This is a genomic window from Amycolatopsis palatopharyngis, assembly GCF_003385185.1.
In the GTDB taxonomy this organism is placed as follows: domain Bacteria; phylum Actinomycetota; class Actinomycetes; order Mycobacteriales; family Pseudonocardiaceae; genus Amycolatopsis; species Amycolatopsis palatopharyngis.
Map to the genome: position 1 here is coordinate 1 of NZ_PQHZ01000121.1, position 1,502 is coordinate 1,502.

Genomic DNA, 1,502 nt, shown 5'->3' on the forward strand with positions numbered 1-1,502 from the left:
TGAAAGACATCCCAGGAGCTGAAATGTCAAGCCGCAACGTTCTCGGCGTGATGCGACCAGGCGGTCGTCTCGTCGTAGAGGGTGCCGGTTTTGAGGCAGCCGTGCAGGATGCCCACCAGCCGGTTCGCCAACTGACGCAGGGCGGCGTTGTGCCCGGCCCCGCGGGCGCGCTGCCGGTCGTAGTAGGCCCGTGCTCCGGGCGAGGCTTTCAGCGCGGCGAACGCCTGGGTCATCAGCGCGTCGATCAGCCGGTCGTTATGCACGAACCGGGCCAGAGCGACCTTCTTCCTGCCCGACGCGCGGGTGATCGGGGACGTTCCGGCGTAGTTCTTGCGGGCCTTGGCGCTGATGTAACGGGCGGAGTCGTCGCCGAACTCTGCGAGCACCCGGGCGCCGAGCACCGGCCCCAGACCAGGCTGGGACAGGATGATCTCAGCGGCCGGGTGCTGCCCAAAATGGGTCTCCACCTGCCTTTGCAAGGCCTTCACCTGAGTGTTCAGCACGGTCAGGACCGCGATCAACGCCTGGACCGAGGCGGCATAGGCGCTGGTCAGGATCTCGGGCTGGCCCAGGTGCTCGGCCCGCAGCGCGGCCTGGACGGCCACCGCTTTCTCGGCCACATTCTTGCGGCGTGCGCGTTTCAATGCGCCGCTGATCTGTGCGGTCGTGAGCCGGGCGGCCTGAGCCGGAGTGGGCGCTTTGGCCAGCAGTTCCAGGGTGTCGGCGGCGTCCAGGTCCTCGAAGGCGATCAGCGCGGCCGGGAAGTAGTCGCGCAGCGCGTGCCGCAGCCGCTGGGTGTGGCGGGTGCGTTCCCAGATCAGCGTCTTGTGGGTACGGGCCACGACCTTGACCGCCTCGGCCTCGGTGCTGTCCCCGGCGACCGGGCGCAGCTCGTGGGCGTGGGTGCGGACCATGTCCGCCAGCACGTGCGCGTCACCAGCATCGCTCTTGGCACCCGAGACCCCCAGCCGGTCCCGGAACCTGGCCGCCTGCAACGGGTTAACCGCCAGCACCGTGTACCCAGCGGCGACCAGGGCCGCCACCCACGGACCCCGGTCGGTCTCGATCCCGACCAGCACCTCCACGTCCTCGTCGTCGGCCTCGCCGAGCTGCTCGCCGAGCATCGCGTGCAACCGGGCCATCCCCGCCACGCCCTCGGGCAGGCGAGCCTTGGCCAGCCGGCGTCCGGCCATGTCCATCAGCTCGATGTCGTGATGGTCCTCGGCCCAGTCATCTCCCACGAACAGTCGCAACGGTCCTCCCGCTCTCGATGCCGATCACCCTGTGCAGCCAGTGGGAGAACCATCAGCGACCTAATCAAGCAGTGCTTCCCGCCACCCTCACGCGGGGCACGACATCCCAGCAGCGATCAACTCTCCCGGCCTACCGGCAGGGGCACTGTCTTTCACCAGGACTCGAAATCCAGGAACCGAGAGTGCTCACCTGCCGGCCGGCTACCAGCAGGAGTGTGCCGGATAGCTCACTCCCAGAACTGATTAGGA

At 68.2% G+C, this 1,502-nt stretch carries 1 protein-coding gene; it reads right to left on the reverse strand.

Features of this window, described 5'->3' with window-relative positions; all coding sequences use genetic code 11:
• Positions 1-26: 26 nt before the first annotated feature.
• The gene (locus D0C15_RS33820; RefSeq protein ID WP_091680115.1) at positions 27-1,253 is read right to left on the reverse strand and encodes an IS110 family RNA-guided transposase; all 1,227 of its coding nucleotides are present in this window, start codon (positions 1,251-1,253) and stop codon (positions 27-29) included.
• Positions 1,254-1,502: the final 249 nt, after the last annotated feature.